Genomic DNA, 23,557 nt, shown 5'->3' with positions numbered 1-23,557 from the left:
AACTCAATCCCACTGCGGCGCAATGCCTTTGGGGCTGGTCAGCCGCTGGCCGCGATCCAGGCCCGCGATCAGCGCCATGTCGGCGTCGTTCAGGGTCAGGGTGCAGGCGTGCAGATTGCTTTGCAGGTTGGCGCGTTTGGTGGAAGAAGGAATCACCGCGTACCCCAGTTGCATGGCCCAGGCCAGGGTGACCTGGGCCGGTGTCGCCTGCAGGCGATCGGCGATCTGCTGGATGACCGGGTCCTTCAGCACTTCGCCGTAGGCCAGGGTCATGTAAGAGGTGATCTGGATGCCCTGGCTTTGCGCGAATTCGACGACCTTGCGGTTTTGCAGGTACGGGTGCAGCTCGATCTGGTTGGTGGCGATATTCTCGGCGCCGACCGCAGCGATGGCTTGCTTCATCAGGTCGACCGTGAAGTTGGACACACCTATCTGCCGGGTCAGGCCCAGTCGTTTGGCTTCGAGCAGCGCGCCCATGAACGCTTCGACCGGCACCTGATCTTCCGGCGACGGCCAGTGGATCAGGGTCAGGTCCAGATAGTCGGTTTGCAGCTTATCCAGGCTCTCTTTGAGGCTGTCGATCAACCGGTCTTTGGCGTAATTGGCGACCCAGATTTTACTGGTGATGAACAGCTCTTCACGGGCAATGCCGCTGGCGGCGATGGCCTGGCCGACTTCGGCTTCGTTTTCGTAGATCTGCGCGGTGTCGATGACCCGGTAACCCAGCTCAAGACCGGTGCTTACCGAATCGATGACCACTTGGCCTTGCAGGCGAAACGTACCAAGACCGAATGCGGGAATAGACATCAATGACTCCAGGGGTTGCAGTGGGAATGGTCGGGAGTATCCCCGGCTGCACCCTTGAGAAAAACCGCTGGTTTGGCAAAGCACTGTTTACCGCAAGTCATGAATGGGCTGTTGGAAGATCAAAAGATCTGTGGCTCTCAAGCCATATCGCTATGGCTGAACTCCTCACCGAGAAAGTCGATCAAGGTGCGCACCGACGGCAGCAGCCCGCGTCGTGAAGGGAAGATCGCGTGCACGATCCCGCACTTGGGTGTCCAGCCCGGCACCAGTTCCACCAGGTGGCCGGCAGCAATGTCATCGCGCACCACCACTTTGGGCAGGTGGGCGATGCCGATGCCGGCGAGTACCGCGTGACGCAAGGCCAGCAAGTCATCGGTGATCATTCGCGGGGTATGCCGTATCAGCGCGCTGGCGCCGTCGGCGCCGAACAACTCCCACTGATATTCACGCTGCGCGCCACCCCAGTGCAGGCTAGGTAAACCGCTGAGGTCCGCTGGGGTGGCCGGTGATGACAGGCGCTGAGCAAGTGCGGGGCTGCCCACCAGGCACTGGGTACTGTTGCCGAGCACCTTCATCACCATGTCGGTGTTTTCCAGCGGCGGAAAGCGCACTCGCAGGGCGATGTCGATCCCCTCGTGGATCAGATCGACCCGACGGTTGGTGCTATCGATGAACACCTCCACCAACGGGTATTTGAGCATGTAGCGGGTGAGCATCGGCCCGACCCAGGTGTTCAGCAGCGCCGTAGGGCAGCTGATACGCACCACGCCCTGAGGTTCGGAGCGGTTGCGTTCGATCAGTTCGGCGGCGCTTTCGGCTTCCACCCGCATGGCCAGGCAGCGCTGGTAATAGGCCTGGCCGATTTCGGTCAGCGTGCAATGCCGGCTGCTGCGGTGCAGCAAGCGCACGCCCAGGCGTTCTTCGAGCTCGGCGATTCGCCGGCTGAGCTTGGATTTGGGCATGTCCAGCGCACGTCCGGCCGGGGCGAAACCGCGGTGTTCCACCACTTGGGTGAAGTAGTAGAGGGTGTTGAGGTCTTCCACCATCGTTCTCCAAATAGAACGCTAAGGCTGATTTTCGCAGTCTAGCGCACCAAATGGCGCAGTTTTAAGCTTTGTCCATCGCGTCACACAACAGATTCGGAGACAAAGATGAAAAACATCATCGGTATCTACACCAGCCCACGACCTCACTGGGTCGGCGACGGTTTTCCGGTTCGCACGCTGTTTTCCTACGACAACCTGGGCAAACACATCAGCCCGTTCCTGCTGCTGGATCACGCCGGTCCAGCCGAATTCACCCCGACCACCGAGCGTCGTGGCGTTGGTCAGCATCCGCACCGCGGGTTCGAAACCGTGACGATCGTCTACAAGGGCGAGCTGGAACACCGTGACTCCACCGGCAGTGGCGGCAAGATCGGCCCTGGCGACGTGCAATGGATGACCGCGGCCTCGGGGATTATTCACGAAGAGTTCCACTCCGAAGGTTTCGCCAAAACTGGCGGCACTCTGGAAATGGTTCAGCTGTGGGTCAACTTGCCGGCCAGGGACAAGATGGCCGCGCCCGGTTACCAGACGATTCTCGATGGCGACATTCCGAGCGTCCCGCTGAAAAACAACGCCGGCAGCCTGCGCTTGATCGCCGGTGAGTTCGACGGCCACAAAGGCCCGGCGCGGACCTTCACGCCGATTGACGTGTGGGACGTTCGCTTGAACGCCGGCAAGTTGCTGACCCTGGATCTGCATGAGGGGCGCAACACCGCACTGGTGGTGCTGCGCGGCACGGTTCAGGTCAACGGTCGGGAACTGGTACGTGAAGGGCAGTTGGCATTGTTCGAACGCAACGGCGATCAGCTCAGCCTGGAGGCCAACAACGATGCCGTAGTGCTGCTGCTCAGCGGCGAGCCGATTGACGAACCCATCGTCGGCCACGGCCCGTTTGTGATGAACAGCGAGCTGGAGATTCACCAGGCCTTCGCCGACTTCCAGTCCGGCCGGTTCGGCCGGATGAGCGATTGAATTCAATGCAGTAGTGCTGTGGTGCGTCGGGCTTGGCTGACTACGCCTGCCTGGCGCGTTTAAACGAAAAATCAGAGTCACTCACGCCGGCCCGTTCGGCATCGATAAAAAGCGAGGATTACCCCATGACTACTTCCTACAAACGTCTCGACAAGGATAACGCCGCCGTTCTGCTGGTCGATCATCAGGCGGGTCTGCTTTCTCTGGTGCGTGACATCGACCCGGACCGCTTCAAGAACAACGTGTTGGCCCTGGCCGACCTGGCCAAGTACTTCAAGCTGCCAACGATCCTGACCACCAGTTTCGAAACCGGCCCCAACGGCCCGCTGATGCCGGAACTCAAGGCGCTGTTCCCGGACGCGCCGTACATCGCTCGCCCTGGCCTGATCAACGCCTGGGACAACGAAGACTTCGTCAAGGCGATCAAGGCTACCGGCAAGAAACAGCTGATCATCGCCGGCGTGGTGACCGAAGTCTGCGTGGCGTTCCCGGCACTGTCGGCCCTGGCCGAAGACTTTGAGGTGTTCGTGGTGACCGACGCCTCCGGCACGTTCAACGAACTGACCCGTCAATCGGCGTGGGACCGCATGTCGTCGGCCGGTGCCCAGCTGATGACCTGGTTCGGCCTGGCCTGTGAGCTGCATCGCGACTGGCGCAACGACGTGGAAGGGCTGGCAACCTTGTTCTCCAACCATATCCCCGACTACCGCAACCTGATGACCAGCTACAACACCCTGACCAGCGCCAAGTAAACCTGACGCACATCGCCCCTTGTAGGAGCTGCCGAAGGCTGCGATCTTTTGATCTTTATAGATCGCCAAAAGATCGCCAAAAGATCGCAGGCTTCGCCAGCTCCTACAATCCGTGCGATGTTTGTGTCATTGGTTCTTGCTGGAGTTACTTGATGCAGTCACTGCTCACCGATCATCCATTGCTGTGCGCGCTGGCCTTGATCCTGATCGATCTGGTGTTGTGGCGTTTGATCACGGCCAGCGGCAGCAACTGGAAACTGGCAGTGCGGCTGGTGATTTTCTCGCTGTTCAGCGTGCTGCTGTTCAACGAAGGCTTGAACCCCATGGCGCCGGCGCCCTGGGCCGACAATGTGCCGTTGCACCTGGCGGCAACCGGTTTGCAGATCGGTTGGTGGCTGTACGCGGCGCGCACCCTGACGGTGTTGCTCGGTGCGGTGATGATGCAACGGGTCGGGCACACCGGGCGCTTGTTGCAGGACCTGCTCGGCGCGGTGATTTTCCTGATCGCGGTCATCGCCGCACTGGCATACGTGCTCGAGTTGCCGGTCAAGGGCGTGCTGGCGACGTCCGGTGCGTTGGCGATCGTCGTCGGCCTGGCCCTGCAAAGCACCCTCAGCGACGTGTTCTCCGGGATCGTCCTGAACACCACCAAACCCTATCAACTGGATGACTGGATCTCCATCGATGGCACCGAAGGCCGGGTCACCGACATTGACTGGCGCGCCACGCGCCTGCAAACCGCGCAGGGCAGCATGGCGGTGATTCCCAACTCCCTGGCGGCCAAGGCCAAGATCGTCAACTTCAGCCGCCCAAGCGACATTTTCGGTGTCTCGATCAGCCTGCAAGTGAGCCCCCACGCTCGTCCGCAAAAGGTGATCGATGCATTGGAGCGGGCCATGCAGGGGTGCCGCTTTCTGTTGAACAAACCGGCGCCGAACGTGGCGTTGAAAAGCTCCGGCAGCACTGGCGTGGAATACGAAATCAGCGGTTTCGTGGTGTCCATGGATCAGAAACGCATGGTGCGTAATCAGTTGTTCGACCTGGCGTTCCGGCATTTGCAGGCATCCGGTATCAGCCTGTTGTCGAGCGTCGAGCCTAACGCGCCTGCTGCCTTGTCTCGGCCGCGGGCGCTGCTGGACAGCTCGAACATTTTCTCGACTCTGCGTCAGGAAGAGAAAGAAACCTTCAGCCAGAACATGACGCTACAAACCTTTCGCGCCGGCGAAATGATCTTGCCGGCGGGGGAGGTCAGCGATCACCTGTTCATCATCGAGTCCGGCGTGGTGTCGGTAGCCCTGAGCCGCGGCGGCACCAAGTTCGAAGCCGCGCGAATGGGGCCGGGAGAGGTGATTGGCGAGGCCGGGATTCTTTCCGATGAATCGGCGCTCGCCGACTTTACGGCCAAGACCTTTTGCACGCTTTATCGTATAGAGAAGGAATACCTCAAGCCTTGCCTCGATGCTCGCCATGACATCAACGAGGCGATGAAGGCCTTGCTGGATTTCCGTATGCATACGGCTCAGACGCTGATGCAGGAAACACCCAAGGTGGTGGCGAAGAAGGGGTTTTTGCAGTGGTTGCGCAGCCGTAGCCACTGATAGGTTGATTGCCTGTACCGACGCCTTCGCGAGCCTGTTCGCGAAGGCGTCGGTACCATCACTGAAGTCTTCTGGTCTATTGGCATCCTCAACTTCCAAAAAATTGGCTATTTGTTCAACCTCAGGTCCGCATTAACGTAGCGCCAACACCCACTGTGATTGGAGCTCGCCATGCAACCTCGTATCGATTTCTACACCGCCTCCCCAGACGCCCTCAAGGCCATGATGGCCCTGGAAACCGCGGTCTCGAAACTACCGCTGGAAAAGTCGCTGATCGAACTGGTCAAGCTGCGCGCGTCGCAGATCAACGGTTGTGCCTTCTGCATCGACATGCACACTGCCGATGCCATCAAGGACGGGGAAACACCGCGCCGGCTGTTCGCCGTGACAGCCTGGCGCGAGGCACCGTTCTTCACCGATCGTGAGCGCGCCGCGCTGGCCTGGACCGAGTCCTTGACCCAACTGAGCCTGACCCGCGCCCCGGACGAAGACTATGCGCTGCTCAGCGCCGAGTTCAGCCCCAAGGAAATGGTCGACCTGACCGTGGCGATTTCCACCATCAACAGCTGGAACCGTCTGGCCGTGGGTTTCCGCAAGATGCCTCAGGCCTGATTTTTTGCAATAGCGCCAGACTCAATGTGCATCGGCACTCGGCGCGGCCGGTGGTTGCACCTTGCGCATCAAGGGCACCATCGCCGTGGCGAGAATGAAGCAGACCATGATCATCAGGAACGCGTCGCCGTAGGTTTGCGTCTGCGCTTCGCGGTAGGTCAGCAGCCACAGTTGATGCAGGCTGGCGGTGACGCCGATGTCACCGCTCTGCCCGAGGGCGGCGAAGTTGTGGCCGACCTGGGACAGCCACTGATTGAGTGCTTCGTTGGTGCTATTCAGGTTCTCCGCCAACCGGGTGAAGTGCAGGTTGGTGCGGTCATTGAGGATGGTCGCGCACGCAGCGATCCCCATTGCGCCGCCGAGGTTACGCATCAGGTTGAATAATCCCGAAGCATGTTTGAGCCGCGCCGGTGCCAACCCGCCAAGGGTCAGGGTTACCGCCGGCGGCACCGCCAGTTGCTGCGCGATCCCGCGCAAGGCTTGCGGCAGAATCAATTCTCTAGCCCCCCAGTCATGGGTGATCGGGCTGAAATCCCACATCGACAGGGCGAACAGCCCAAGGCCGGTCATCATGATCCAGCGCAGGTCGATGCGATTGGCCAGAAAGGCGTACAGCGGAATCGCCATAATCTGGAACACCCCGGTGGAAAAAACCGCCAGGCCAATGTCCAGCGCGCTGTAGCCGCGCACCCGGCCGAGAAACAGTGGCGTCAGGTAAATCGTCGCGAACAGGCCGATCCCGGTGACGAACGAAAAGAAACAGCCGAGGGCGAAGTTGCGGTCCTTCAAGGCGCGCAGGTCGACGATCGGATTAGCCACATGGAGTGTGCGACCGATGAAGGCCAATCCGGCCAGGCCGCTGATCCACGCGGTGGTCAGAATCGTGCTGTCGCTGAACCAGTTCCAGCGTGGACCTTCTTCGAGGGTGTATTCCAGGCAGCCGAGAAACCCCGCCATGAACAGCATGCTCAGGTAGTCGGCGCCCTTGAGCAGCGACAATTCCGGCTGGTCGATTTTCACCAGCATCGGCACTGCCACCGCGACGAAAATCCCCGGCACCAGGTTGATGTAGAACAGCCAGTGCCAGGACGAAATGTCAGTGATCCAGCCACCGATCACCGGCCCCAGCGTCGGTGCCAGCGAGGCCACGGCGCCGATGGTTGCAGCGGCGATCACCCGTTGCTTGCCGCTGAAGAAAAAGAACGCGGTGGTGAACACCAGCGGAATCATTGAACCACCGAGAAACCCTTGCAGGGCACGGAAGGCGATCATGCTCTGGATGTTCCAGGCCACGCCGCAGAGCAGGCTGGCCAGGGTGAAGCCAATCGCCGAGGCGCAGAACAGCCAGCGGGTCGAGAACACCCGGGACAACCAGCCCGACAGCGGAATCACGATGATTTCGGCGATCAGGTAACTGGTCTGCACCCAGGCAGTTTCGTCGGTGCCGGCCGAGAGCCCGCCGCCGATGTCACGCAGCGACGCCGAGACGATCTGGATGTCCAGCAGCGCAATGAACATGCCGATGCACATCGTGGCGAAGGCGAACACCTTGGTCGCCGTCGCCATGTTGGCGGCGTTGAACGGTTGCGCGGGGGCGGCGAGGGCGCGGCTCATGGCGTACTGGCCACGGTTGGGGTTTGAGCTTCAGGCTCGGCGCGGGTGTCCACTTCGGCCGTCACCGACAGGCCTGGACGCAGATGACCGAGTACGCCATCCGCCGGGTCGAGCAGGATCCGCACCGGCACCCGCTGGACGATTTTGGTGAAGTTACCGGTGGCGTTTTCCGGTGGCAGCACGCTGAACTGCGAACCGCTGGCCGGCGCGAGGCTGTCCAGATGCCCGTGGAATTCACGCCCCTTGAGCACGTCGGCATGCACGATCACGCGCTGGCCCGGCGTCATCCGCGCTAGCTGATCTTCTTTAAAATTGGCATCGACCCACAACCCGCTGGCCGGCACCAACGACAACAGTTGCGAACCGGCCTGGGCATAAGCGCCGACCCGCGCCCGACGATTGCCGATCACGCCATCGACGGGGGCTTTCAACTCGGTATAGCCGACGTTCAACTGCGCCAGATCACGCTCGGCCCGCGCTTGTATCAACGCCGCGCGGGCTTGTTGTTTCTGGGTTTCGATCACGTTCAACTGGCGTTGCGCGGCCAGCAATTCGGCCTGGGCCCGGGCACTCTGCGCCTGGGCAGTCTTGAAGGTGGCGTCGACTCGTTGCGCGCTTTCCACCGAGACGGCATTGCTGCCCACCAGGCGTTTGTAGCGGGCATTGTCGTCCCGCGAGCGCGCGGTTTCGGCGCCCGCGGCATCGATGCCGGCGCGGGCCTGGCCGATCACTGCGTGCTGCAGTTGTTCGGTGGCGTCGAGGTTGGCGAGCAACGCTTCTTCAGCGGCCACCGCGCCTTCGGCCTTGGCCAGGTTGGCGCGATAGTCACGGGCGTCGATCCGGATCAGCACATCGCCGGCCTTGACCCTCTGGTTGTCGGTCACCAGCACTTCTTCGATATAGCCGGCGACTTTCGGGCCGATCACCGTGACGTCGCCGCCAATGTAGGCATCGTCGGTTTCTTCGATGAAGCGCCCGGCCGTCCACCAATGGCTCGCGTACAGCCCGATAAACACCAGGGCTGCGATGGCTGCCGTTAGCAGCACCAGCCGTTTCAGCAGGGGAGGCTTGGGTGGGTTCACTGCGACAGCAAGGTCGGGTTCAAGGCTGGGCATGCTGGTCATGGACAAATACCTGTGAGAAGCGGTGCTTTATTACGGATGTAATATGACGCAGATAATATTTCGTGGCAATAGATTTTTGCTACCGGTCGTCTGGCACGTCCACGAACCAATCTGGGGAGTCGATGTGGGGAGGAATGATTTGCCGAGCTTAATAGGAAGCATTACTATTCACGCCTCCTCCCCACAGCACGCCGCAATGACCCCCAAGCTGCCCCGCAGACCCGGTTTTTTCGAGCACTACGAAGAGTTGATCGGCACCTGGACCCGTCGCCTGAGAAATCGTCAGCAGGCCGAGGACCTGGCCCATGACACCTTCGTGCGGGTGCTCGAGTCCGATTCGGCGGCGGTGCAACAACCTCGGGCGTATTTGCACCAGACCGCGCGCAACATCGCGGTGGACGGTTATCGGCGTGAGGATCGGCGGGGCGCCATGGAGTCGGAGGCGATCGATCACAGTGTGTCGTCGTCCGGCGACCCGGAGCATTTCATGCACGCGATCCAGTTGGCGGATTCCATCGAGCGGGCGCTCACCGAGTTGCCGCTCAACTGCCGCAAGGTGTTCGTCTGGCAGAAGATCGAAGGCCTGACCCAGGCCGAAATCGCCGAACGCCTGGGGCTGTCCAGGAACATGGTGGAAAAGTATATGATCCGCACCCTGCGGCATCTGCGTGATCGTCTGGACGGGTCACAACCATGATGTTGCGTTGTCCCGAACAGATCGCCGGCTTCTTGTCCCCAGCCAAGCAGGACTCTCCATGATGGATACTCGTGATTGTGCGTGCGGGCAAACAACGGTTCGCGACGACGCGGCGCGGTGGTTTGTGCGTTTGCAGGAACCTGCCGTCAGCGCTGAAGAACAGCGCAGCTTCGAGAGCTGGCTGGACGAACACCCTCAGCATCGCAACGAATATCAGATACTCCAGAACCTGTGGGTGGCGGCCGATCGATTGCCGGCCAAGCGTCTGCACGCCTTGTGTGAAACCCCGGCGGCGAGCAGTAAACGTCGTCCGCTGGTGCGTTACGCGGTGGCCGCCAGCGTGTTGGCGGTGGCGCTCGGCCTGGGGCTGTTCAGTGGCTTGAACCCTCCGGCGACCTACACGGCTGAATATTCCACGGCCCTTGGCGAACGTCGTCATGTGGCGTTGCCGGACGGTTCGGTGATTGATCTGAACAGCCGCAGCCGGGTGCAGGTGCGCTATGAAAAGGATCGTCGGGGCATCGAGTTGACGCAAGGCGAGGCGATGTTCAGCGTCGAGCACGACAGCAGTCGACCGTTCGTGGTCGAGGCGGGCAGCGGCAAGGTCACGGTCACCGGCACCCGGTTCGATGTGCGCCGCGACAGCGCCGAAACCCGGGTCGCGGTGGAGCAGGGCACGGTCAGGGTTCAAGGGAGCGGCGACGATTTCGTCAGCCTTACCGCCGGCTTCGGCACTCGCATCAATGCCCAGGGCAAAGTGACTGCTGCTTATGCGGTCAATCCTGCGGAACTGACCGCATGGCGCAGCGGCAAACTGGTGTTCAACAACGCCAGCCTCAGCGAAGTGGCCGAGGAAGTGTCGCGTTATCGGGAGAAACCGCTGACGGTCGGCAGTGCCCAAGTGGGCAACCTGCGCCTGACCAGCGTGTTCAAATCCGACAACACCGATGCGCTGCTCAAGGCCTTGCCGAGCATTCTGCCGGTGGCCATCCGTACCCTCGATGACGGCAGCCAGGAAATAATTTCCCGATAGATTCAGGTTTTTTTCGAGTTCTTCGTCTTCTTGTCCAACTGCAACTGGTTTGCATTAACAGACGCACACTCTTGCGATCCACAGGACAACGTTCGACGTGAAGAAAACCACCGCTAAAAATAACAAATCATCCTGGCTGCCCCTCGCTCTCGCCCTGGCGGTCAGCTCGGCGCTGCCCCAGGCGTTTGCTGCCGATGCCATTCATATTCAGGCGCAGCCATTGGGGCAGGCCTTGAGTCAGCTGGGCCAGCAAACCTCACTGCAGGTTTTTTTCAGCCCGGAACTGGTGGCCGGCAAACAGGCTCCGGTAGTCGATGGCAACCTCTCGCCGGAACAGGCCTTGCGCCAATTACTGCAAGGCAGCGGTCTGCAATACCAGATCGATGAAGGTTCGGTAACGCTGATGCCGGCCCCGACTTCCGCCTCAAATGGCCCGCTGGAATTGGGCGTGACCGACATCAAGGTGGTGGGCGACTGGCTCGGCGATGCCAATGCCGCCGTGGTGCAAAACCATCCCGGCGCGCGCACGGTGATTCGCCGTGAAGCGATGGTCGAGCAGGGCGCGATGAACGTCGGCGACGTATTGAAGCGCGTGCCCGGCGTGCAAGTGCAGGACGCCAACGGCACGGGCGGCAGCGACATTTCCCTGAACGTCGGTGTGCGCGGCCTGACCTCGCGCCTGTCGCCACGCTCCACCGTACTGATCGACGGCGTGCCGGCCGCCTTCGCGCCTTACGGCCAGCCGCAGCTGTCCATGGCGCCGATTTCCTCCGGCAACCTCGACAGCATCGACGTGGTGCGCGGCGCCGGTTCCGTGCGTTATGGGCCGCAGAACGTCGGTGGCGTGATCAACTTCGTCACCCGCGCGATCCCGGAGAAAGCCACCGGTGAAATCGGCACCACCCTGGAAACCACCCAGCGCGGTGGCTGGAAACACATCGACACCGCGTTTCTCGGCGGCACCGCCGATAACGGCTTGGGCGTGGCGCTGTTGTATTCCGGGGTGAACGGCAACGGTTATCGCAAAAGCAACAACGGCAATGACATCGACGACGTGATCTTCAAGACCCACTGGGCGCCCACCGATCAGGACGATTTCAGCCTCAACTTCCATTACTACGACGCCAGCGCCGACATGCCCGGCGGCCTGACGCAGAAGCAGTACGACGCCGATCCGTTCCAGTCCGACCGCGACCATGACAACTTCAGCGGCCGCCGCAAGGACGTGTCGTTCAAGTGGGCGCGGCAGATCGACGACCGTACCCAGGCCGAAGTGCTGACCTACTATTCCGACAGCTTCCGTGGCAGCACCATCGCCGCGCGCGACCAGAAAACCCTCAGCTCTTATCCACGCACTTACTACACCTTCGACATCGAACCGCGGGTGTCCCATGTGTTCGACCTGGGCCCGACCACGCAGGAAGCCAGCGTTGGTTATCGCTACCTGAAAGAAGGCATGCACGAAGAGTCGAGCCGTCTGGCGCTGGTGAACAATCAGCCGGTGGTCAGCAAAACGTCCGATGGCCATGTGTTCCAGGACCGCACCGGCGGCACCGAAGCCCACGCCGTTTACATCGATGACAAGATCGATGTCGGCAACTGGACCGTGACCCCCGGCATCCGTTTTGAAAGCATCAGCACCGAATGGCACGACAGGCCGGTTCTCGACACCGCCGGCAAACGCGTGCAGGAAAAACGCCGCAGCATCGACAGCAACGAACCGCTGCCGGCCTTGAGCGTGATGTATCACCTGTCCGATGCCTGGAAACTGTTAGCCAACTACGAAACCTCGTTCGGCAGCCTGCAATATTTCCAGCTCGGCCAGGGTGGTTCGGGTGACAACACTGCCAACGGCTTGAGCCCGGAAAAGGCCAAGACCTACGAGATCGGTACGCGCTACAACGATGACGTGTGGGGCGGGGAAGTGACGCTGTTCTACATCGACTTCGATGACGAACTGCAATACATCAGCAACGACGTGGGCTGGACCAACCTCGGCGCGACCAAGCACCAGGGCCTTGAAGCGTCGGTGCATTACGACATGTCGGCGCTCAACCCAATGCTCGACGGCCTGACCGCCAACGCCGGTTTCACCTACACCCGCGCCACGTATGAAGGTGAGATCCCGGGCTTCAAGGGCCGTGATCTGCCGTTCTACTCGCGGCAGGTGGCCACCGCCGGGCTGCGTTACGACATCAACCGCTGGACCTACAACCTCGATGCCTTTGCCCAGTCCAAGCAGCGTTCACCGGGGACCGGAGTGAATGCCGATGGCAGCTTCAGCGGCCACTACATCACCGAAGGTTCCGCAGACGGGCAGTACGGTGACATTCCGGGTTACGTGACCTGGAACGTGCGAGGTGGTTATGACTTCGGTCCGCAATTGTCGAACCTGAAAGTCGGCGCCGGGGTGAAAAACATCTTCGACAAGCAGTATTTCACCCGTTCCAGCGACAACAACTCGGGGATGTACGTCGGCGCGCCACGCACGTTCTTTGTGCAGGCCAGCGTCGGTTTTTAACGACTGAAGATCAAAAGATCGCAGCCTTCGGCAGCTCCTACGCGGAATATGCGTTTCCCCTGGAGGAGCTGCCGCAGGCTGCGATCTTTTCGCTTTAAACCTTCAACACCTTCCCGCCGATGGCCACGGCCACCAGCAACATCGCCATCAACCCAAAGGCAAAACTCAAACTGCTGCCATGGGCGATAAAGCCGATCACGGCAGGCCCGGCGAGAATCCCGGCATAGCCCAACGTGGTAATGGCCGGCACGGCAATGCTTTCCGGCATGACGGTCTGTTTGCCGACGGCGGTGTACAGCACTGGCACAATGTTCGAGCAGCCAGCCCCCAGCAACGCATAACCCACCAGCGCCGTCTCCCATGCCGGTGCGAACGTCGCCAGCGCCAGGCCTGTCGCGGCCGTCAGCCCACCGAACACAATCACTCGCGTATAACCAAGACGCCGGACAATCCTGTCGCCGGTCAAGCGCCCGAGCGTCATGGTCAGCGCAAATGCTGCATAACCCAGCCCGGCATACGCGGTGTCGATCCCGCGTTCCTGCGTCAGGAACACCGCGCTCCAGTCGAGCGCCGCGCCTTCGGCCAGGAACACGATGAAGCACATCCCGCCGATAAACAGCACGATGCCATGGGGCACGGCAAATGCCGGGCCGGAGCTTTCACTGCCGTAAGGCAGCAGGTGCGGCGCGGCTTTAAGCAATGCCAGCACTAGAATCACGATCACCACCAACATCGCCCCCAGCGGCGAAAAGCCCAAACCGAGCAGGGCGCTGACACCCGCCGCGCCAACGATCCCGCCGAGGCTGAACAGCCCATGAAAACCCGACATCATGGTCTTGCCGCTGGCCCGCTCGACGATCACCGCTTGCAGGTTCACCGTCGAATCCACCGTGCCGAGGCCCGCGCCGAACATGAACAACGCCGCGATCAACGCCGGAATCGAAGACACCGTCGCCAACAGCGGCAGCGCCGCACAGATCAACAAAGTCCCGCCGCTCAACACCCGGCGGCAGCCGAAGCGCGTCGCCAGAATCCCGGCCATGGGCATCGCCAGAATCGAACCCACCCCCAGACACAACAGCAACAGCCCGAGGGTGCCTTCATCCAGCCCGGCCCGTGCCTTGGCGTAAGGCACCAGCGGCGCCCAGGCCGCGATGCCGAACCCGGCGATGAAAAAGGCGATGCGCGTGGACATCTGTTCCAGGCGTCCGGGGACGAAGGCGGCTTGGGTGTTGAGGCTGGTCATATCGATCCTTGGCAAAAAACGTCGCGTCCCCAAAGGACAGTGAACAACCGCAAAGGGTTCGATCACCACGTTCCGGTGGGGGCAGCAGTCAGGCAGGGTGACATCCTTGCACAGCCAGCCGCTGTTTCGCGATATTGTCGACGGATCAATTGTTCATAGGGGGGGCACCATGACGCGGATGTACGATGCTCGAGGCAATATCTACGTGGTCGTGGCGCCTGACGCCCTGCGCCGCAGCGGTATCGACCTGCCTGTCCACGCCAGCCAGGCCGCGCAAACCCGTGAGACCTGGGCCGTGTCAGCCATAGAGGCATTCTGCGGCTGGGCTCCCGGGACACAACCGCCCGGCAGCAAGGCGCATCGTTGCGATGGCTTGCTGGTGGGGCCGTTTCAATCTTCGCCGCCGTTTGACCTGCTGATCGTCAACACCGACGGCAGCCTGGCCGAGCGTAGTGGCAATGGCCTGACGATTTTTTCCCAGGCCCTGAGTGAACGAGGGCTGATGCCGAGGGAGGAGGCTTGCCTGCTCAGGGTTCATCACGACAAGAATGATGCGGTTTCGCCGGTGGCGACTTCGGTGAAACCCGCCGAAATCGATGGCGTGCAAGGGTTCTGGCTGGACTTGGGGCAGCCTTCGTTCGGGCCTGACGCGGTGGGTGCGCAAGGGGTTGAAGCCGTGGTGTTGAATGGGCGTGATGTCAGTCACGTGCGGCCGTTGTCGACGCTCGACCCTGCCTGGAACCGCAGCCAGTTCGTGCGCATCGGTAATCCCCATTGTGTGACCTTAGTGACAGGCGCCGATGCGTTGCCGAGTAACGCGCAGATGCGCGAGCCGGAACTGTCAGGAGGATTGACCCGCATCGCTTACGCCACGCCAGCCGGGGCAGGGCAGCCGTGTGCGGCCGGAGTGAACCTGCAATGGGCGATGCTTGAGTCCGAAGGGCGCATCGTTGCGCGGGTGTTCGAGCGTGGCGAAGGGCCGACCGAGTCGTCGGGCACCAGCGCCAGTGCGGTGGCGTGCGCGGCGTGGCGAGTGGGTTGGGTGGTAGCCGGGGAAGTGAAAGTGGTCATGCCCGGCGGCACGGCGCCGATTCTGCTGGAAGAGCAGGAGGGCGAATTGAGTCGGGTCAGGTTGTTTGGGACGGCGCGGTTGATGGGGTGATTTTGGGACCGTCATCGCGAGCCTGCTCGCGATGACGCCCGAACTGTCAGCGAAGATTCAGAGCCGATCCGCCCACTCAACCACCGGCATCTGTCGCTTCATCAACACCTTGCCCCCGCGAATCGAATACAGAGGCAGACCCTGGCTGCGGATCACCTCGTAATCGCTGTCCGCCGACAGAATCAGCAGATTCGCCGGCCGGCCCCGTTCCAGACCATAGCGATCGCCCAGGTTCATCGCCTTGGCACTGTTGTCTGTGACCAGGTCCAGCGCACTCTGCAAATTGCGATAACCGAGCATGTGGCAGATGTGCAAACCGGCCTCGAGCACCCGCAGGATGTTGCCATTGCCCAGCGGATACCACGGGTCGACGATCGAGTCCTGGCCGAAACACACGTTCATCCCCGCTTCGAGCAACTCATTGACGCGGGTCACGCCACGGCGTTTCGGGAAGTTGTCGAAGCGTCCCTGCAGGTGGATGCTTTCGGTGGGGCAAGAAACAAAACTGATCCCGGAATGCCCGAGCAAGCGAAACAGTTTCGCGCAGTAAGCGTTGTCGTAGGAGCCCATCGCCGTAGTGTGGCTGGCGGTGACGCGCGAACCCATGTCGCGGCTGCGGGCCTCCTCGGCCAGCACTTCAAGGAAGCGTGAGTGCGGGTCGTCGGTTTCGTCGCAGTGCACGTCCACCAGACAGCCTGTGCGTTCGGCCAGGTCCATCAGGAACTTCACCGAGCTCACGCCTTGGTCCCGGGTGTATTCGAAATGCGGAATGCCTCCGACCACATCGGCACCCAGGCGGATCGCTTCTTCCATCAGCTCGCGCCCGTTGCGGTACGACTCGATGCCTTCCTGGGGGAATGCGACGATTTGCAGGTCGATCAGGTGGCGGCTTTCCTCGCGGACTTCGAGCATCGCCTTGAGCGCAGTCAGCTCCGGGTCGGTGACATCGACGTGGGTGCGCACGTGCTGAATGCCGTGGGCGGCGAGGGTCTGGATGGTTTTTTTGGCGCGGGTCTTGGTGTCTTCCTGAGTGATGGTTGCCTTGCGCTCGCCCCAGCACTCGATGCCTTCGAACAGCGTGCCGCTCATGTTCCAGCGCGGTTCGCCGGCAGTCAGGGTGGCGTCGAGGTGAATGTGCGGTTCGACGAAGGGCGGCACCACCAGATTACCGCCGGCGTCCAAGTCATCAGGCCCCAGTGACGGGGCCTCGGTTTGCCGGGCGATGCTGTGAATCAGGCCGTTTTCCAGGTGCAACTCATGCAGGCCTTCTTGGTTGCGCAGGCGAGCGTTGATGATGTGCATCAGGCGAGTCCTTTTAGAGATCTTGTAGTGGCGCTTCGGCGGTACGGGCACCCAGTACGCCGGTCAATAACACATACGTTAGCGCGGCAGTGGCAATCCCTACCAGCGGCGCGACCCACGGGGAGCTGAATGCCGCGACGGTGCCGACCGCATAAGCGCTCAGGCCAGGCCAGTTGAACGCCGGCAACCGGGTATCGGCCAGGCGTGGATACTGACCGCGGTAGCGGAAGAAAAAGTCGGCCATGATCACCCCGCCAATCGGCGGAATCACCGTGCCCAGCAGAATCAGGTAAGGCACCAGCATGTCGTACATGCCCAGCAGCGCCAGCAGCGTGCCGATCACCGCGCCGGCGAGGGTCACGGTTTTGCGTCGGCCGGTGCGCAACAGGTTGCAGCCGGCGACGGCGAAGTTGTAGATGGTGTTGTCCTGAGTGCTCCAGATATTGAGCAGCAACATCGCCATCGCGGCCATGGCGAAGCCTTGCAGCAACAGCACTTCGACCACGTCCGGTTGCTGGTAGACGATGGCGCCATAGGCACCGATCAGCACCATCAGGCCATTGCCGATAAAGAAACCGATCAGACTCGCCAGCACCGCGACCCGCGCCGAGCGGGAGAAGCGCGTCCAGTTGGTCGCCTGGGTCGCGCCACTGACGAAGGTGCCGAACACCAGGGTAATCGCGGTCGACCAATCCAGTGTTCCCGTCGGCACCACTGCAAGCAAACCCTCGAGACCGCCGACCTTCACTGTCGCGACCCACATCGACAGCATCAGCAGCAACATCATGGCGGGTACGGCGATGTACGACAGAATCTCCAGCCCGCGATAGCCGATGTACGCCGTGGCGCAAAAGCCCAGGCCGAACAGCACCATCAGCCCCAGAACGGTGCTCTCGCTCAGTTCGAAATATTTGCCGAGTACGACGGCTGCGGTCGCGGTGCCCCAGGCGTACCAGCCGATCTGGGTGAAGCCGAGGATCAGGTCGCTGAGCTTGCTGCCCACTTCGCCGAAGCAGAAGCGGCCCATCAGCACTGAATTGAGGCCGCTCTTGAAGGCGATGTAGCCAAGCCCCGCGGCGTAAATCCCCAGCAGCAGATTGCCGACGACGATCACCATCAGCATCTCGCCGAAACTGAACGCCACCCCGAGCTTGCCGCCGGCAAACATGGTCGCCGTGAAGAAGGTAAAACCCAGCAGCACCATGGCCGTGGAGGCGAGCCCCTTGCGGGCGTGCATCGGAACTTCGCTGAGGGGGTAATCATTGCCCGGATCGTTCTGCGTCATGTGGCATTCCTTGCTGGATGGAGGACGCGAGGGTGTTGCAGTGCTCGTGCCAATGGCGCGAGGGTGTTGTTCTTTATAGCCGAGCAGGCGGATTTGGCCCGGGGGGAGCTCGAAAGCAGTGCGGGGTTGAGTCAAATTGGAACATTTGTGGTGTTGGTAGAATTGCCAGGATCGCACCTGTAGGAACTGCCGAAGGCTGCGATCCTTTGATCTTGAAAATCACCCGGCCAACGGTAAAAATCGCAATATTGCCGCCATGATCGCCTCCGGCGCGTCCTCTTGAACCAGGTTCCCGGCATTCGCAACGGGATGAAACTGCGACCCCGCAATCATCTGATGCAACGCCTGCCCGCGCTCAATGGGAATCCACTGATCGTCTTCCCCCCAAAGAATTTGCACCGGGCAGCGAATCGTCGGATACAGCGTTTCGACCTCGCGGGTATAACGCTCATCCATCTGCGCGATCTGCCGATAGAACGCCGCTTGCCCCGAATCACCCAGCCAAGGCTGCACGTAGGGCGCCAGCTCCTGATCGGGAATCTCGCGTTTGATCGCGCCACGAATATAGGTCGGCACAATCGCCCGTTGAATGTAATCAGGCAGGCCGCTGAACGCCGCTTCATGCTGACGCACATGCTGCACGAACGGCGAACCCCAGGGCGACAGCGCCACCGGGTCAATCAGCGTCAGGCTGCGGTAATCCTTGCCATTGAGCAGATGCGCGCGCAACACAGTGGCGCCGCCGAAATCGTGGGCTACCACGTCTGGCCGTTCCAGGCCCCAGTGCTCCAGCAATTGCGCCAACAGTTGGTTTTGCACGCCCAGCGACACATCGGCGTCCGGCTGTGCGGATTGCCCGTAACCCAGCAAATCGAAGTAATACACCCGGTGTGTGGTGATGAAGTGCGGCGCAATCCGGTGCCACACATAAGAAGAGAAGGGCGTGCCATGCACGAACACCAGCGGCGGACCGTCGCCACGTACGGCGTAGCGAACGGAGTGCCCGTTGAAACGATAGGTCTGAGCCAGCGGCCAGTCAGTCATGGGTGCGTCCTCTTGGCGTGTGCGAGCCAAAAAGCATAGGCATAAAAAAACAGCCATTGAAGGCTGTTTCTCTATTCACTGACGAAACGCATTTTTCTTGTGGGAGCCCTGTGGCGAGGGGGCTTGCCCCCGTTGGGTTGCGAAGCAGCCCCAAAATCTCTGATATACCAAAGATCTTGTGAGCGCTACGCACTCAAACGGGGCGATGCGGCGTTCCGACAAGCCCCCTCGCCACAGGGGATTTGCGTTGCTTTAGGCTGTTTACTCACCGCGATAGATGCAACCGCTGGTGCAGGTCTCGTGGATGCGGATCGCGCTGAGTTCCGGCAACAACGGCTTCAACTCATTCCAGATCCACTTGGCCAGCACTTCGCTGGTCGGGTTTTCCAGGCCGGGAATGTCGTTCAGGTAGTTGTGGTCCAGGCGCTCGTAGAGCGGCTTGAAGATCTCCTTGATTTCCGAGAAATCGCGGATCCAGCCGGTGTGCGGATCAAGATCGCCGCTCAGGTGAATCGCCACTTTGAACGAGTGGCCGTGCAGGCGGCCGCACTTGTGGCCGTCCGGTACGTGGGGCAGGCGATGGGCGGATTCGAAGGTAAATTCTTTGAAGATTTCCACAGTGATGTTCAGCTCTTTCAGGTGGCGATCGCCGCGGCGATGTGGGCAGGAGGCGAGTTTACCAGAGCTCTGGGCAAAACACTGACTAAAGGGTCAGCAAGCGCTCGCCGAGGCGACCGTTGGCGGTCAGTTCGAGGAACTCATCGCCCAGGCGACGGCTTTCATCCATCGTAGCGCGCCAGTACTTCCGCCGGCTCGGGGCATCGCCCATGAAGCGCTTGAAGTCGTTGCGGTCCGGCAGTTTGCCGTAGGGCAGGCGCGCCAGGTATTCCTTCGACGGCGCCAGCAGCAGAACATCCTGCAAGCGCTCAGGGCAGGCGCGGCGCCATGGCAACGTCTTGTCAAACCAGCCGGGGATCACCCGGTCGGTGAAGTGCGGATACAGCACGATGTCGTTGCCGCTGTAGGGCAGGTCGAGGTGATAGTCCAGCAGACCTCCATCGCGGAATGTCCCAATGCCTGCGCCCGGCAAGTCTCGCACGCCTTGCATGACCATCGGGATCGAACCCGAGGCGAGCAGGGCCTGGCGCAGGTTGCCGGCATCCAGTGAGATGAAGCGTGACGGGAAATCATTCAGCGCGTTGACCGGTGGCGCCTGGCGCGGGTCGTGGATGATCAGCCGCTCGAAATGCCGCGACAGCCGTGCGCGACCGCGCAGGTTGTCAGCGATCACCGACGACAGGCCCAGCCCCAACCGGCCGCGATGATCGTCCGCCAACAGGCCGTGGCTTTTGACCACCATGATGTTCAGGCGGTAGTGGGCGTTATCCAGAATCGAGGCATCGCGGCCGTCGAGCAAATCATCGAGCATGCGCCGGGAGCTCTGGCTGATCTGCGCCATGGTCACGCCCTTGGCGAAGTTCTGCTCGGTGTACAGATGGCCGAGGCGGCGGATGCCTTCGGCGGCATCCGGCAGGCAGGCGCTGGCGAACCGCCAGGAGCCCACCGAGGCGCCGATCAGCGAACGCTCCCGGGGCGCCGCCGGCAGCCATTCGCCGAACAGCGCCAGGTCCAGACCCTGAATCCCCAGCGCTTTCGGGCCACCGGCGGCGCCCGGCAACGTGCCCACATCGGCAGCGCTCAAGCCGTTGGCACGGATGCGCGCCAGAGCACGCGGGCCGGCCTTGAGGGTCAGGGAAGGGAACTTGATGTGGATAGCGGTCATACCGGTCTCGATGTCTGGCAGCGGGGGATTATAAGCACCTCTTGGGCTGCGATTGTCCCCGATCAATGTAGGGGAATGCATCAGCTATTCCCAATGATGGCAATTCAGTTTCAATTAAGTTCGAATCGCTAAGGTCGCTTCGTAGCAACACATAAAAAAATACGGAACCACCCCCATGAAAATCCTGACTGCCCTGTTCACCGCGTCCCTCATCAGCCTGACCGTCAGCACCGCCCATGCCCGCGACCTGGGGCCCGACGAAGCCCTGAGACTGCGCGACGCTGGTACCATTGTGCCTTTCGAGCAGCTCAACGCCACCGCTCTGGCCAAACACCCCGGCTCGACCGTCACCGGAACCGAGCTCGAAGAAGAGTACGGCAAGTACAAATACCAGGTGGAACTGCGCGACCCGCAGGGCATTGAGTGGGACCTGGAACTGGATGCGGTCAACGGGCAGGTCCTCAAGGATCATCAGGATACGTAATGAAGGTGCTTTTTTTGAATCGGCGCGCCAGCAGTCGCATGGTGCTGATGCTTCTGGCTTTTTGCTCGGTGGCCGTGGCCCGCGACCTGGATCAGGACGAAGCCCTGCGCTTGCGCCAACAAGGTGTGATCCTGCCGCTGGAGCAGCTCTTGCAACAAGCTCTGGACCGCTATCCCGGGGCCAGGCTGCTGGAAGCCGAGCTTGAAGAAAAACACGACGTCTATGTTTATGAAGTCGAGCTGCTGACCGCCGAAGGCGTAGTGCGCGAGCTGGACCTGGACGCCACCACCGGCGCCTTACTGAAAGACAAGGAAGATTGATCGATGCGTTTGCTCCTGGTGGAAGACCACGTGCCGCTGGCCGACGAATTGATGGCCGGCCTCAACCGGCAGGGTTACGCCGTGGACTGGCTGGCTGACGGCCGCGATGCGGTGTACCAGGGCGGCAGCGAGCCGTATGACCTGATCATCCTCGACCTCGGCCTGCCGGGTTTGCCGGGGCTTGAGGTGCTGGCGCAGTGGCGGGCCGGTGGCCTGGCCACGCCGGTGCTGATTCTCACCGCGCGCGGTTCCTGGGCCGAGCGGATCGAAGGCCTCAAGGCCGGCGCCGACGATTACCTGAGTAAACCCTTCCACCCGGAAGAGCTGCACCTGCGCATTCAGTCGTTGTTGCGCCGTTCCCATGGCCAGGCCAATCAGCCGACGCTCAAGGCCGCCGGGCTGCACCTGGATGAAGGTCGCCAGTGCGTGACCCGCGACGGCGCCGACATCCAGCTCACCGCCGCCGAATTCCGCCTGCTGCGTTATTTCATGCTGCACCCCGAACAGATCCTTTCCAAAAGCCACCTCGCCGAACACCTCTACGACGGTGAAACCGAGCGCGATTCCAACGTGCTCGAAGTCCACGTCAACCACCTGCGCCGCAAGCTCGGCCGCAGCGTGATCGAAACCCGTCGCGGCCAGGGTTACCTGTTCGGCGGGCAAGCCCAGTGAGGTCGATCCAGCGCCGTTTGAGCCTGGGCCTGATCAGCGTGATGGTGATCGTCGGCCTGGTGCTGGCGCAAACCAGTCTGTGGCTGTTCGAAATCGGTTTGCAGCGCTACCTCGAAGCCGGGTTGCGCAACGACAGTGAGAGCCTGCTGGTGGCGCTGGTGCGTGGCCCGCAGGGGTTGCAGCTGGATGAGCGGCATCTGTCGCCGGCCTATCAGCGACCGTTCTCCGGGCACTACTTTCGCATCGACTTTGCCGACAGCCATTGGCGTTCCCGCTCGTTATGGGATCAGGACCTGCCGCGGCTCGAACACCCGGGCCTGAACAGCAGCCTGCAACTAGGGCCGGAAGGGCAGCAGTTGCTGGTGTTGCGTTCGGACTACCGGCGGTTGGGCCAGGCGATTTCCATCAGCGTCGCTCAGGACTACACGCCGGTGCGCGAGAGCTTCCGGCGCATGCAACAAGTCGGCCTCGGGTTGGGGCTGGCGGGGCTGTTGCTGATTTTGCTGTTGCAACGGATCACCGTGCGCCGCGCCTTGCGCCCGCTGGAAAAGGCCCGCGAGCAAATCGCTCAGTTGCAGCAGGGCCAGCGTTCGCAACTCGACGAAGCAGTGCCGGTGGAGCTGGAGCCGCTGGTGGCGCAGATCAACCATTTGCTGGCCCACACCGAAGACAGCCTCAAGCGCTCGCGCAATGCCTTGGGCAACTTGGGGCATGCGTTGAAAACCCCGTTGGCGGTGTTGTTGAGCCTGGCCTCCAGCGAGAAACTCGATGCTCATCCGCAGCTGCGCAAGGTGATTCAAGCGCAACTGGAGCAGGTCCAGCAGCGACTCAATCGCGAACTCAACCGCGCCCGGTTGTCCGGCGATGCACTGCCGGGGGCGTTGTTTGATTGCGATGCCGAGCTGCCGGGGTTGCTGGCCACGCTGAACATGATTCACGGTGAACACCTCGACCTGAGCTACCGCGCACCGGCCGGTTTGCAACTGCCGTGGGATCGCGTAGATCTGCTGGAGTTGCTGGGTAACCTGCTGGACAACGCCTGCAAATGGGCGGATGCCGAAGTGCGGTTGAGCGTGGTCGAAACGACTGAAAGTTTTCAGTTGAGCGTGGAAGACGATGGACCGGGGATTCCCGAAGACCAGCACGACCAGGTGTTCAGCCGCGGTACTCGGCTCGATGAACAGACCGATGGGCATGGGCTGGGATTGGGTATCGTGCGCGACATCGTCGACACCTGGGGCGGGGTGTTGAGACTGGAGGAAAGCGAGTGGGGCGGGTTGAAAGTGACTATCGAACTGCCCAAACGCTGATTTCCCTCCAGCCGATCGTTCCCACGCTCTGCGTGGGAATGAATCCCGTGACGCTCTGCGTCACATCCCAAAGCGGAACGCGGAGCGTCCCTGGCAGCATTCCCACGCGGAGCGTCACTAGTGTCCGGTAAAAACTAAAGGGGGAGCTTGCTCCCCCTTGCTGTGCCTGCTTC

At 61.5% G+C, this 23,557-nt stretch carries 22 protein-coding genes; 12 read left to right on the top strand and 10 right to left on the bottom strand.

Annotation, left to right across the window (positions count from 1 at the left end; translation table 11 throughout):
• Positions 1 to 3 precede the first annotated feature (3 nt).
• A complete protein-coding gene (dkgB, locus tag AC1RO5_RS25860; protein WP_493178394.1) occupies positions 4 to 807 on the bottom strand; it encodes a 2,5-didehydrogluconate reductase DkgB in 804 nt (267 codons plus the stop codon).
• A gap of 137 nt (positions 808 to 944) precedes the next feature.
• Positions 945 to 1,853 (bottom strand): LysR substrate-binding domain-containing protein, encoded by a 909-nt coding sequence (locus AC1RO5_RS25855; RefSeq protein WP_493178393.1) that lies wholly within the window; start codon positions 1,851 to 1,853, stop codon positions 945 to 947.
• Positions 1,854 to 1,958: 105 nt separating this feature from the next.
• Between AC1RO5_RS25855 and AC1RO5_RS25850 the strand changes: the two genes are divergently transcribed.
• From AC1RO5_RS25850 to AC1RO5_RS25835, 4 genes are all read left to right on the top strand, one after another.
• Positions 1,959 to 2,825, top strand: coding sequence for a pirin family protein (locus AC1RO5_RS25850; RefSeq protein ID WP_493178392.1), 867 nt, complete (start codon positions 1,959 to 1,961; stop codon positions 2,823 to 2,825).
• 125 nt (positions 2,826 to 2,950) lie between these two features.
• Positions 2,951 to 3,577, top strand: a complete 627-nt coding sequence (gene ycaC, locus AC1RO5_RS25845) for an isochorismate family cysteine hydrolase YcaC (RefSeq protein ID WP_493178390.1) — start codon at positions 2,951 to 2,953, stop codon at positions 3,575 to 3,577.
• Between the two features lie 152 nt (positions 3,578 to 3,729).
• Complete coding sequence (locus AC1RO5_RS25840; RefSeq protein WP_493178389.1) at positions 3,730 to 5,175, top strand: mechanosensitive ion channel domain-containing protein; 1,446 nt, start codon at positions 3,730 to 3,732, stop codon at positions 5,173 to 5,175.
• A gap of 171 nt (positions 5,176 to 5,346) precedes the next feature.
• On the top strand, positions 5,347 to 5,787 hold the full coding sequence (locus AC1RO5_RS25835) for a carboxymuconolactone decarboxylase family protein (protein ID WP_493178387.1): 441 nt from the start codon (positions 5,347 to 5,349) through the stop codon (positions 5,785 to 5,787).
• Between the two features lie 21 nt (positions 5,788 to 5,808).
• Here AC1RO5_RS25835 and AC1RO5_RS25830 read toward each other — a convergent pair whose 3' ends face one another.
• Positions 5,809 to 7,401: a DHA2 family efflux MFS transporter permease subunit gene (locus AC1RO5_RS25830; protein ID WP_493178386.1), complete on the bottom strand. Its 1,593-nt coding sequence runs from the start codon at positions 7,399 to 7,401 to the stop codon at positions 5,809 to 5,811.
• Positions 7,398 to 8,525: an HlyD family secretion protein gene (locus tag AC1RO5_RS25825; RefSeq protein WP_493178385.1), complete on the bottom strand. Its 1,128-nt coding sequence runs from the start codon at positions 8,523 to 8,525 to the stop codon at positions 7,398 to 7,400. Before AC1RO5_RS25825 ends, AC1RO5_RS25830 begins: the two co-directional genes overlap by 4 nt.
• 196 nt (positions 8,526 to 8,721) lie before the next feature.
• Here AC1RO5_RS25825 and AC1RO5_RS25820 point away from each other — a divergent pair, with 196 nt between their 5' ends.
• The 3 genes from AC1RO5_RS25820 to AC1RO5_RS25810 all read left to right on the top strand — a co-directional run bounded on the left by AC1RO5_RS25820 (position 8,722) and on the right by AC1RO5_RS25810 (position 12,776).
• Positions 8,722 to 9,222: a sigma-70 family RNA polymerase sigma factor gene (locus tag AC1RO5_RS25820; RefSeq protein WP_019579957.1), complete on the top strand. Its 501-nt coding sequence runs from the start codon at positions 8,722 to 8,724 to the stop codon at positions 9,220 to 9,222.
• Positions 9,223 to 9,280: 58 nt separating this feature from the next.
• Positions 9,281 to 10,255 carry a FecR family protein gene (locus AC1RO5_RS25815; RefSeq protein WP_493178384.1) on the top strand — a complete coding sequence of 325 codons (975 nt, stop codon included), beginning with the start codon at positions 9,281 to 9,283 and terminating at the stop codon, positions 10,253 to 10,255.
• Positions 10,256 to 10,352: 97 nt separating this feature from the next.
• Entirely contained in the window at positions 10,353 to 12,776 is a 2,424-nt protein-coding gene (locus tag AC1RO5_RS25810) for a TonB-dependent siderophore receptor (protein WP_493178383.1), read from the top strand.
• 94 nt (positions 12,777 to 12,870) lie between these two features.
• Here the strand turns inward: AC1RO5_RS25810 and AC1RO5_RS25805 are convergent, their stop codons facing one another.
• On the bottom strand, positions 12,871 to 14,022 hold the full coding sequence (locus AC1RO5_RS25805) for an MFS transporter (protein ID WP_493178381.1): 1,152 nt from the start codon (positions 14,020 to 14,022) through the stop codon (positions 12,871 to 12,873).
• Between the two features lie 169 nt (positions 14,023 to 14,191).
• Between AC1RO5_RS25805 and AC1RO5_RS25800 the strand changes: the two genes are divergently transcribed.
• Positions 14,192 to 15,184: a diaminopimelate epimerase gene (locus tag AC1RO5_RS25800; RefSeq protein WP_493178380.1), complete on the top strand. Its 993-nt coding sequence runs from the start codon at positions 14,192 to 14,194 to the stop codon at positions 15,182 to 15,184.
• Between the two features lie 57 nt (positions 15,185 to 15,241).
• Here the strand turns inward: AC1RO5_RS25800 and codA are convergent, their stop codons facing one another.
• The 5 genes from codA to AC1RO5_RS25775 form a co-directional block, all read right to left on the bottom strand.
• A complete protein-coding gene (gene codA, locus AC1RO5_RS25795) occupies positions 15,242 to 16,486 on the bottom strand; it encodes a cytosine deaminase (protein WP_493178378.1) in 1,245 nt (414 codons plus the stop codon).
• Positions 16,487 to 16,499: 13 nt separating this feature from the next.
• Positions 16,500 to 17,771, bottom strand: coding sequence for a cytosine permease (gene codB / locus AC1RO5_RS25790; RefSeq protein ID WP_493178377.1), 1,272 nt, complete (start codon positions 17,769 to 17,771; stop codon positions 16,500 to 16,502).
• 219 nt (positions 17,772 to 17,990) lie between these two features.
• Positions 17,991 to 18,815: an alpha/beta fold hydrolase gene (locus tag AC1RO5_RS25785; protein WP_493178376.1), complete on the bottom strand. Its 825-nt coding sequence runs from the start codon at positions 18,813 to 18,815 to the stop codon at positions 17,991 to 17,993.
• Positions 18,816 to 19,076: 261 nt separating this feature from the next.
• The gene (gene queD, locus AC1RO5_RS25780) at positions 19,077 to 19,433 is read right to left on the bottom strand and encodes a 6-carboxytetrahydropterin synthase QueD (RefSeq protein ID WP_007933061.1); all 357 of its coding nucleotides are present in this window, start codon (positions 19,431 to 19,433) and stop codon (positions 19,077 to 19,079) included.
• An 85-nt stretch (positions 19,434 to 19,518) separates the two neighbouring features.
• Positions 19,519 to 20,598: a patatin-like phospholipase domain-containing protein gene (locus AC1RO5_RS25775; RefSeq protein ID WP_493178374.1), complete on the bottom strand. Its 1,080-nt coding sequence runs from the start codon at positions 20,596 to 20,598 to the stop codon at positions 19,519 to 19,521.
• 175 nt (positions 20,599 to 20,773) lie between these two features.
• Between AC1RO5_RS25775 and AC1RO5_RS25770 the strand changes: the two genes are divergently transcribed.
• Genes AC1RO5_RS25770 through AC1RO5_RS25755 form a run of 4 tightly spaced genes read left to right on the top strand, consistent with a single transcriptional unit; the run spans position 20,774 to position 23,384 of the window.
• Positions 20,774 to 21,082, top strand: a complete 309-nt coding sequence (locus AC1RO5_RS25770; protein WP_493178373.1) for a PepSY domain-containing protein — start codon at positions 20,774 to 20,776, stop codon at positions 21,080 to 21,082.
• A 38-nt stretch (positions 21,083 to 21,120) separates the two neighbouring features.
• A complete protein-coding gene (locus tag AC1RO5_RS25765; RefSeq protein WP_493178422.1) occupies positions 21,121 to 21,402 on the top strand; it encodes a PepSY domain-containing protein in 282 nt (93 codons plus the stop codon).
• Between the two features lie 3 nt (positions 21,403 to 21,405).
• Positions 21,406 to 22,074 carry a response regulator transcription factor gene (locus tag AC1RO5_RS25760; RefSeq protein WP_493178371.1) on the top strand — a complete coding sequence of 223 codons (669 nt, stop codon included), beginning with the start codon at positions 21,406 to 21,408 and terminating at the stop codon, positions 22,072 to 22,074.
• Entirely contained in the window at positions 22,071 to 23,384 is a 1,314-nt protein-coding gene (locus AC1RO5_RS25755) for a sensor histidine kinase (protein WP_493178369.1), read from the top strand. Before AC1RO5_RS25760 ends, AC1RO5_RS25755 begins: the two co-directional genes overlap by 4 nt.
• Positions 23,385 to 23,557 lie beyond the last annotated feature (173 nt).

Source organism: Pseudomonas sp. GW822-FHT02G04 (genome assembly GCF_058802085.1).
Note: the sequence above shows the minus strand (reverse complement) of the source record. Positions and strands in the feature narration are given on the sequence as shown.

Bases quoted from the DNA above. Each gene is read 5' to 3' on its own strand.
- AC1RO5_RS25800 (WP_493178380.1), top strand. From the start codon at position 14,192: ATGACGCGGATGTACGATGCTCGAGGCAATATCTACGTGGTCGTGGCG.
- AC1RO5_RS25830 (WP_493178386.1), bottom strand. From the start codon at position 7,401: ATGAGCCGCGCCCTCGCCGCCCCCGCGCAACCGTTCAACGCCGCCAAC.
- AC1RO5_RS25820 (WP_019579957.1), top strand. From the start codon at position 8,722: ATGACCCCCAAGCTGCCCCGCAGACCCGGTTTTTTCGAGCACTACGAA.
- AC1RO5_RS25840 (WP_493178389.1), top strand. From the start codon at position 3,730: ATGCAGTCACTGCTCACCGATCATCCATTGCTGTGCGCGCTGGCCTTG.
- AC1RO5_RS25855 (WP_493178393.1), bottom strand. From the start codon at position 1,853: ATGGTGGAAGACCTCAACACCCTCTACTACTTCACCCAAGTGGTGGAA.
- AC1RO5_RS25805 (WP_493178381.1), bottom strand. From the start codon at position 14,022: ATGACCAGCCTCAACACCCAAGCCGCCTTCGTCCCCGGACGCCTGGAA.
- dkgB (WP_493178394.1), bottom strand. From the start codon at position 807: ATGTCTATTCCCGCATTCGGTCTTGGTACGTTTCGCCTGCAAGGCCAA.
- AC1RO5_RS25825 (WP_493178385.1), bottom strand. From the start codon at position 8,525: ATGACCAGCATGCCCAGCCTTGAACCCGACCTTGCTGTCGCAGTGAAC.
- AC1RO5_RS25815 (WP_493178384.1), top strand. From the start codon at position 9,281: ATGATGGATACTCGTGATTGTGCGTGCGGGCAAACAACGGTTCGCGAC.
- AC1RO5_RS25760 (WP_493178371.1), top strand. From the start codon at position 21,406: ATGCGTTTGCTCCTGGTGGAAGACCACGTGCCGCTGGCCGACGAATTG.
- AC1RO5_RS25785 (WP_493178376.1), bottom strand. From the start codon at position 18,815: ATGACTGACTGGCCGCTGGCTCAGACCTATCGTTTCAACGGGCACTCC.
- ycaC (WP_493178390.1), top strand. From the start codon at position 2,951: ATGACTACTTCCTACAAACGTCTCGACAAGGATAACGCCGCCGTTCTG.
- AC1RO5_RS25770 (WP_493178373.1), top strand. From the start codon at position 20,774: ATGAAAATCCTGACTGCCCTGTTCACCGCGTCCCTCATCAGCCTGACC.
- codB (WP_493178377.1), bottom strand. From the start codon at position 17,771: ATGACGCAGAACGATCCGGGCAATGATTACCCCCTCAGCGAAGTTCCG.
- AC1RO5_RS25765 (WP_493178422.1), top strand. From the start codon at position 21,121: ATGGTGCTGATGCTTCTGGCTTTTTGCTCGGTGGCCGTGGCCCGCGAC.
- AC1RO5_RS25850 (WP_493178392.1), top strand. From the start codon at position 1,959: ATGAAAAACATCATCGGTATCTACACCAGCCCACGACCTCACTGGGTC.
- codA (WP_493178378.1), bottom strand. From the start codon at position 16,486: ATGCACATCATCAACGCTCGCCTGCGCAACCAAGAAGGCCTGCATGAG.
- AC1RO5_RS25775 (WP_493178374.1), bottom strand. From the start codon at position 20,598: ATGACCGCTATCCACATCAAGTTCCCTTCCCTGACCCTCAAGGCCGGC.
- AC1RO5_RS25835 (WP_493178387.1), top strand. From the start codon at position 5,347: ATGCAACCTCGTATCGATTTCTACACCGCCTCCCCAGACGCCCTCAAG.